The organism is Herbaspirillum sp. UBA812, from assembly GCF_002296545.1.
In the GTDB taxonomy this organism is placed as follows: domain Bacteria; phylum Pseudomonadota; class Gammaproteobacteria; order Burkholderiales; family Burkholderiaceae_D; genus Herbaspirillum; species Herbaspirillum huttiense.
The window spans coordinates 1-7213 of record NZ_DBIC01000089.1; the positions used below are offsets into that span (position 1 = coordinate 1).

The 7213-nt window shown below is 62.7% G+C and carries 6 protein-coding genes and 2 pseudogenes; 3 read left to right on the forward strand and 5 right to left on the reverse strand.

What is annotated here, in order from left to right; translation table 11 throughout:
- Positions 1–162: pseudogene (locus tag B3873_RS05905) on the reverse strand (ornithine carbamoyltransferase); the annotation flags it as partial.
- Positions 163–502: 340 nt separating this feature from the next.
- On the opposite strand from B3873_RS05905, the gene B3873_RS05910 reads away from it, so the two are divergent.
- Positions 503–2713, forward strand: a complete 2211-nt coding sequence (locus tag B3873_RS05910) for a TonB-dependent receptor (protein WP_286864603.1) — start codon at positions 503–505, stop codon at positions 2711–2713.
- 11 nt (positions 2714–2724) lie between these two features.
- On the opposite strand, the gene rsgA is transcribed toward B3873_RS05910, so the two are convergent.
- The 3 genes from rsgA to B3873_RS05925 all read right to left on the reverse strand — a co-directional run bounded on the left by rsgA (position 2725) and on the right by B3873_RS05925 (position 5400).
- Positions 2725–3672, reverse strand: coding sequence for a ribosome small subunit-dependent GTPase A (rsgA, locus tag B3873_RS05915; protein ID WP_286864604.1), 948 nt, complete (start codon positions 3670–3672; stop codon positions 2725–2727).
- Positions 3672–4028 carry a 4a-hydroxytetrahydrobiopterin dehydratase gene (locus tag B3873_RS05920; protein WP_286864606.1) on the reverse strand — a complete coding sequence of 119 codons (357 nt, stop codon included), beginning with the start codon at positions 4026–4028 and terminating at the stop codon, positions 3672–3674. The genes rsgA and B3873_RS05920 overlap by 1 nt, the downstream gene beginning before the upstream one ends.
- A gap of 61 nt (positions 4029–4089) precedes the next feature.
- Positions 4090–5400, reverse strand: coding sequence for a M48 family metallopeptidase (locus B3873_RS05925; RefSeq protein WP_286864608.1), 1311 nt, complete (start codon positions 5398–5400; stop codon positions 4090–4092).
- 174 nt (positions 5401–5574) lie between these two features.
- Here B3873_RS05925 and orn point away from each other — a divergent pair, with 174 nt between their 5' ends.
- Positions 5575–6144: an oligoribonuclease gene (orn, locus tag B3873_RS05930; protein ID WP_008326970.1), complete on the forward strand. Its 570-nt coding sequence runs from the start codon at positions 5575–5577 to the stop codon at positions 6142–6144.
- Positions 6145–6251: 107 nt separating this feature from the next.
- On the opposite strand, the gene B3873_RS05935 is transcribed toward orn, so the two are convergent.
- Positions 6252–6947, reverse strand: a complete 696-nt coding sequence (locus B3873_RS05935; protein ID WP_286864611.1) for a UPF0149 family protein — start codon at positions 6945–6947, stop codon at positions 6252–6254.
- Between the two features lie 136 nt (positions 6948–7083).
- Between B3873_RS05935 and B3873_RS05940 the strand changes: the two are divergent.
- Positions 7084–7213: pseudogene (locus tag B3873_RS05940) on the forward strand (stress response kinase A); the annotation flags it as partial.

Here is a 7213-nt window from a genome sequence, read left to right on the forward strand (position 1 = left end):
GGTCGAGTTCTTTTCGAACACCATCACCAGGGTACGATCGGCCAGCGTGTGATGGGGCTCGTAATTCTTGAACTTACGTTTGATCACACGGGAACGTTCGATCACGTACTCGTATTCATCAAGCGTAAAGTCGGAAAACTGAAGGTAGTGTTTGATTGCCATAAATAAAAACGGCGGCCAGTGTGGCGCCTGCCGCCGATAGTCGTTAACTCCTTAGATTATAAGGGATTCGGCTTAAAAAGATACCCGCAGTACTTGCTGCAAAGAAAACCCCGGGGTTTCGCGAATTCGGGTCAAAGATGAAGTCCCGCGCACGGCATCGGGGATGCGCTTCGAATTCCTTCGATGCACGTGAAGAAATTTTTCGAAATCCGTATCCAGCTTTTTCGAGGAATGCTCACTAAGTGCGACAAAGAGCTCGATCTCACGTCGCAAATGAGAATTATTGCTATTCAGATGGCTAGAATCCGCAGCTTTCCCTTGCCTGAAAGGAACAGCTGCCATGTCCCACGATTCTTCTTGCCCGCACCCGTTACAGGGTTTGCGCCGGTCTTTTTCTTCATCACGTTCCTCGCCGCCCAAGCTGCGCGCCTTGCCGGCGGCGCTGGTGGCGGCTTTGTTCGCGTTTCCTGTTTCCGCTGCTGCCGCCGAGGCCACGGCCGAGCGCGAGGAGGGCGATGCTGCGCGCTTGCCTGCCGTCGAGGTCCGCAGCCAGCGCAATCTGCATGATCCCCGTCCCGGCCCGCTGGGCAGCGCCACCCGCACCGCCACCGATGTGCGCGAGGTGCCGCAGACGGTGCAGGCGGTCGATGCCGCGCAGGTTCGGGCTTATGGCGGGCGCGGGCTGGCGGCGGCATTGGCCGGGGTGCCGGGTGTTTCCAATGTCTCCGATACGCGTTTCGATGCCTTCCGGCTGCGCGGCTTTTCCAATGCCGGCGATACCCTGCTCGACGGCATGCGCGACGATGCGCAATACGTGCGCAGCCTGGGCAACATTGATCGCATCGAGATCCTCAAGGGACCGGCTGCCGTTTTGTACGGACGCGGCAGCGGCGGCGGCGTGATCAACCGCATCAGCAAGCAGCCGGAACATGAAGCCTTCGGTCAGGCCACCGCCATCTGGGGCAGCCGTGGCCAGCAGGGCGGGGCGGTGGATTGGAATCGTCCGTTGGGCGAACAATGGGCGCTGCGCATCAACGCCGGGCGTGAACACGAAGCCCACTTCCGTCACGACGTGCGCGGCACGCGCCAGTACTTTGCTCCGGCACTGAAGTGGGAATCCGGCCGCGACAGCTGGCTGCTGCAAGCGGACTACGATGAATTCGAGCGCATCCCCGATCGCGGCGTGCCGGGCCGGGTCACCGCGTTGACGCGCAACGATACAGTTGCGGCCATGGCCTTGCCGGTGGCATCGGACCGCGCCTTCTTCGGCGCGGCCGGGCGCGACTTCATCCGCGATACCAGTGTCAGCCTGCGCTCCGCCCTCACGCGCTCCCTCGCGCCGGACTGGAGCGTGCGGCAGATGGTGAGCGTGTTCGATCTCAACAGCGACTTCGACAATACCTTCGTTACCCAAGGCTACGTCAGCGCCGGCCTCAACCTGGCCAGCGTGCAGCGCAGCCGCTATCTGCAGAACCTGCAGCAGCGCAATGTACAAGCCAATCTGGAGCTGTTCGGCACGCTCAAGAGCGGCATCCTGCAGCATGAACTGCTGGCCGGTGCCGAATACGGCTGGCAGAAGCGCGAGCCGCGCCTGTGGATGGCCTCTGCGCTGCCGGTCTCGCTGAAGGATCCCGAGGTGAGCAACGCCACGCCCCAGCCGCAGCCCTGGCAGATGAACTACCACCGCGTCGATTCCGTGGGCTTGTATGTACAAGACCAGATCGCCATCGGGGCGCAATGGAAAGTCCTGGCGGGGGTACGCTGGGATCATTTCGAAGTCGATTCCCGCAGCCGCCTGCGCGACCTTCGCATCGAGCGCTCCAGCAACGCCGTGAGTCCGCGCGTGGGCGCGGTGTGGGAAGCCCTGCCGCACCATCACTTCTATGGATCGTGGAGCAAGAGCTATGCGCCGGTGGGCGGCGACGTGATCGGCTTGTCACCGGGGGCGAAGGGCAATGGCAATGATCTGGGACCCCAATTCAGCCGCCAGCTGGAAGCCGGGGTCAAGAGCGACTGGTTCGGGCGCAGGATCAGCACGACGCTGGCCTGGTTCGAACTGGAACTCTACAACCGCACCGTGGCCGACCCGGTGCAGCCGGGCGTGTTCACCCAGAGCGGACTGGAGCGCAATCGCGGCATCGAATTGAGCGTGGCGGGGGAAGTGGCGCGCCACTGGTTCGTGCGCGGCGGCTGGACCCAGCAGAATTCAAGGGTGGTGCGGGCCGAGGCGCAGTATGCGGGCAAGCGCGCCTCCGGGGTCTCGGCGCGCAATGGCAGCCTGTTCGTGTCCTACGCGCCGCCCTTGGGATGGTTTGGCGAGACCGGCGTGGTGGTCGAGGGCGCGCGCTTTGCCGATCGCGACAATCTGCTGGAGTTGCCCGGCTACGTGCGCTGGGATGCGCTGCTGGGCTACCGGATGGCGCGCACCGAATACACGCTGGCGGCCACCAACCTGGCCAACCGGCGCTATTACGTCAGCGCCACCGGGGCTACCCAGATCGTGCCGGGGGCGCCGCGTGCGGTGGTGTTGACGGCTGCCTACAAGTTCTGAAGATGGCCAGGTCAGTACAAGGTCTGTGAAGATTCGTGCACCAGCTGCGCATACAGCTGGTGGCGCATCCCCGCAATCTCGCCGGCCTGTACCGCCTCCAGCACCGCACAGCCCGGCTCGTTGAGATGGTGGCAGTTGTAGAAGCGGCACTTGCCCAGATAGGGGGTGAAGTCGCGGAAGGCGCGTTCCAGCATGCCTTCGGACAGCTGGTACAGGCCGAACTCCTGGAAGCCCGGCGAATCGATGATGCTGGCCTCCTGCTCCATCTGGTACAGCCGGGTGAAGGTCGTAGTGTGCTTGCCGGTATCGAGGGCGGCCGAGATTTCGCGGGTGGCGATGTCAGCGTCCGGGACGATCAGGTTGATGATGGAAGACTTGCCCATGCCTGACTGGCCGATCAGGATGGTGCTCTTGCCGGCCAAGAGCGGCATGAAGGCCGCGCGCGTCTCTTCCGGCTGGGCCTTGGCCGAAACTTCGTGCACCGGATAGCCCAGGCGTGAATAAACCTGCAGGCGTTCACGCGTCTTGGGCAGGGCTTCGGTGATGTCGGTCTTGTTCAGGATCAGGTGCGCCGAGACACCGGCCGATTCCGCCGCCACCAGCGAGCGCGACACCAGGTCATCCGTAAAGCTTGGCTCGGTTGCCACCACGATGAAGAGTTGATCCACATTGGCGGCCAGCAGCTTGGACTTGTACTGGTCCGAGCGATAGAGCAGGGTGCGGCGTTCGTCGATGCTTTCCACCACGCCCTGGTCGGCCGAAGTGCGGGCCAGGCGGATGTGGTCGCCGACCGCCACGTCGCTCTTCTTGCCACGGGTGACGCAATTCAGTTTCTGTTCACCGGCCTGCACCAGATAGTGACGGCCGTGGGCGGCGATCACCAGCCCCTGTTCCAGCTCAGCCTTGTTCGTCGCTGATCCTGCCCTGGCGCTGCGTGCGCCTTGCTTGCGGACTCCCATCAGGCCGGGGCGCGCTGGGCGAAAATGGCGTCGACCTTGGCCGCGCAGATGAAGTCATTGGCCGACAAACCGCCACGGCCTTCGTTGACGCTGTGGGTATCGAACTTCACGTTGCAGCGGTTGTAGATGACGGTCAGTTCCGGGTGATGGTCTTCGGCGTGGATGATCCACGCGATCGCGTTGACGAAGGCCAGGGTCTCGTAATAGTTGCCGAAGGCGAAGCTGCGCGCCAGCTTGCCGCCGTCGAGCTTCCAGTCGGGCAGGGCGGCCAGGTGGGCGGCGATGGCAGCGTCATCCAGCGCGGCGATGGGCTGGACGCTGCGGGAGGCGGCGAGGGTGCTTGCGGTGATGCTCATGGGGTTCTCCTGCGGCGGGCTGTTTCATTCATCCAGCCCGCCTTGTAGATGATCAAAAAATTCAGTGGCTGCCCGCTGCGGCGGCTGTTCCCGACGTTGCGCGATGGGCGGCGATGGCAGCGTGCAGGTGCTGGATGCGCAGCGACGCCGGCGGGTGCGAATCGTAGAAAGCCGAGTGCAGCGGATCGGGGGTGAGGGTGGAGGCATTGTCCTCGTACAGCTTGACCAGTGCCGATACCAGATCCTGCGCATCGGTATGCTGCGCGGCGAAGGCATCGGCCTCGAACTCGTGCTTGCGCGAAGAGAGCGAGGACAGCGGCGAGAACAGGAAAGTGAAGATCGGCAGCACCAGCATGAACAGGATCAGGGCCATGGCATCGTTGCTGCCCAAGAGCAGCGGCTCCACTCCCAGGCCGGTATAGAACCAGGCCTGGCCCTTCAGATAGCCCAGCAGCGCCAGGAAGGCCAAGGACAGGCCGAACATGACGACCACGCGTTTGACGATGTGCTTGAGCTTGAAGTGGCCCAGTTCGTGCGCCAGCACGGCTTCGATCTCATGCGGGGCCAGGCGCGCCAGCAGCGTGTCGAAGAAGACGATGCGCTTGCCCGAGCCGAAGCCCGAGAAGTAGGCATTGCCATGCGCGCTGCGCTTGGAACCGTCCATCACGAACAAGCCCTTGGAGGCGAATCCGACGCGCTGCATCAATCCCTCGATCCGGCTGCGCAGGCTGTCATCTTCCAGCGCGGTGAATTTGTTGAAGAGCGGCGCGATGAAGCTGGGATAGATCACCAGCATGAGCAGCTGGAAGGCGCACAGCACGATCCAGGTATAGAACCACCAGAGTGCGCCGGCCTTTTCCATCAGCACCAGCACCACCCACAGCAGCGGCAAGCCAATCACGGCACCCAGCAGGGTTTGCTTGATCATGTCGCTGAAGAACAATCCACGCGTCATCTTGTTGAAGCCGAAACCGGCTTCCAGTTTGAACTGGCGGTAGTAATCGAAGGGCAGGTCCACCGCACCGGAAATGAGGCCAAATCCCGCCACCAGCGCGATCTGGTACACCATGCCCGGCTCGCCGGTCCAGCCCAGCAGCAGGCTGGAGAGCCATTGCAGCCCGCCCAACAGGGTGAAGCCGATCAGCACTGCAGCATTGACGATCAGCGTCACCAGGCCGAACTTGGTGCGCGCCACCGTGTAGTCGGCCGCCTTCTGGTGGGCCGACAGCGGGATCTTTTCCGCGAACTCGGGCGGCACGGCCGCGCGGTGGGCGATCACATGGCGAATATGGCGCGAGGCCAGCCAGAAACGCACGCCCAGGCTGATGGCCAGGAATACGACGAACAAAACTGAAAACGAAAGTGAAGACATGCTTTCCCTGTGCGAAAATGGCGGAAGTTCGAGGCCCAGGCCCGCGTCCTGCCCCAGCCGGCAACGGTGGCAGGCCTGTTGGCCGTGCCGTCCGGTGCGATCCGGGCGAGCGAACCCAGCAATGAACCCTGCAGTAGATGGGGCCAGGCCCCATCCCGTCAATAAGGAAGAATTATGTCACAAGCCCCCGCCGCGCCTGTCCGGCCCAATGAAATGAACCTGGTCTGGGTCGATATGGAAATGACCGGCCTGGATCCGGACAAGGATCGCATCATCGAAGTGGCCGTGGTGGTTACCGATGCAGAACTGAACGTGCTGGGCGAAGGCCCGGTGCTGGCCATCCACCAGTCCGACGAGCTGCTGGACGGCATGGACGCCTGGAACAAGGGCACCCACGGCCGTTCCGGCCTGATCGACCGCGTCAAGGCGTCCACCGTCACCGAAGCCGACGCCGAACAGCAGATCATCGCCTTCCTGAAGCAATACGTCCCGGCCGGCAAGTCGCCCATGTGCGGCAATTCGATCTGCCAGGACCGCCGTTTCATGGTGCGCGGCATGCCCAAGCTGGAAGAATTCTTCCACTATCGCAATCTCGATGTGTCGACCCTGAAGGAGCTGTGCAAGCGCTGGAAGCCAGAAATCGCTACCGGTTTCAAGAAGCGCCAGATGCACACCGCCCTGGCCGATATTCTGGAGTCCATCGAAGAACTGAAGTACTACCGCGAACACTTCATCAAGGAGTGAGGCCGTAGCATCCGGCCCAGGCAGGGTGGTTGGCAGCAAAACCATCCTGTATGAAGCAAAAAGGCGCGCCCGGCATCCGGCGCGCCTTTTTCATGGGGCCGGGTGAATCATTCTTCCGAATCTGCGCCGCAGCACTTCTTGTATTTCTTGCCACTGCCGCAGGGGCAGGCATCGTTGCGGCCGGTCTTGGGCGCATCGCGCTGCACCTGCTCGACCGCCGACTTGCGCTTGGGCGCCCAGTAGCGGTGGATGTGCGGAATGGCCGACTCGATCTCGATGGCCAGCTTGTGGGTCTTGAGCGGGTCGTCGATGAGCTTGGTTTCTTCCTCTTCCAGCTCTTCCGAGCCCAGCAGGTAGATGGGACGCATCAGCGGGGCCAGGTTGGAGTGGAAGATTTCATCCCACTGCGCCGCGCGCAACTGGATGCCTTCCCAGAAACCCCAGGCCCAGGCTTCCGCATCCAGCAGCGGTTTGCCTTCGTGCTCGCGCTCGCAGAACAGAGGTTCATATTCCTTGGGGGCGACTTCGAAGGTGATGGCTATTTCGTTCATGGTGCGCGCGATCAGGCTGGTGATGCGCTCGGCTTCCTTGCCGGTCTTGAACTTGGGGGTGTCTTCCGGACGGCTGCCCCAGACGCGCGGCAGCCATTCCGCCATCAGCACTTCCTGCGGACCGATGGCCAGGGCCGTCAGGTAGCCGTGCAGGGTGTCCATGGTCATCACATCGTCGGCGCAGCGATCGGAGAGGAGAAAATCGTCGAGTTCGTCGAATTCGGCGTCGGAAAGGGGCTGGTCGAGATGCATGATGGTTCCAATGACTGATGCTAAAGGCAGGAGTGTAAAGGCATTGGGCCGGGGGCGCGAGTGTTGCCGGTCGGTTGCTGCCCGGAATGCTGCAATCGGTTGGGGCGGGCAGGCTGGTGGACAGTACAATAGGCGGATGAATTCCCCCGCCCAATCTGCTGACCTCCCCGACGCCACTTCCTTCGCCACGCTCTCGCCCGATACGGTACTCGATGCCCTCGACGGGCTGGGCCTGTACGGCGATGGCCGCCTGCTGGCCCTGAACA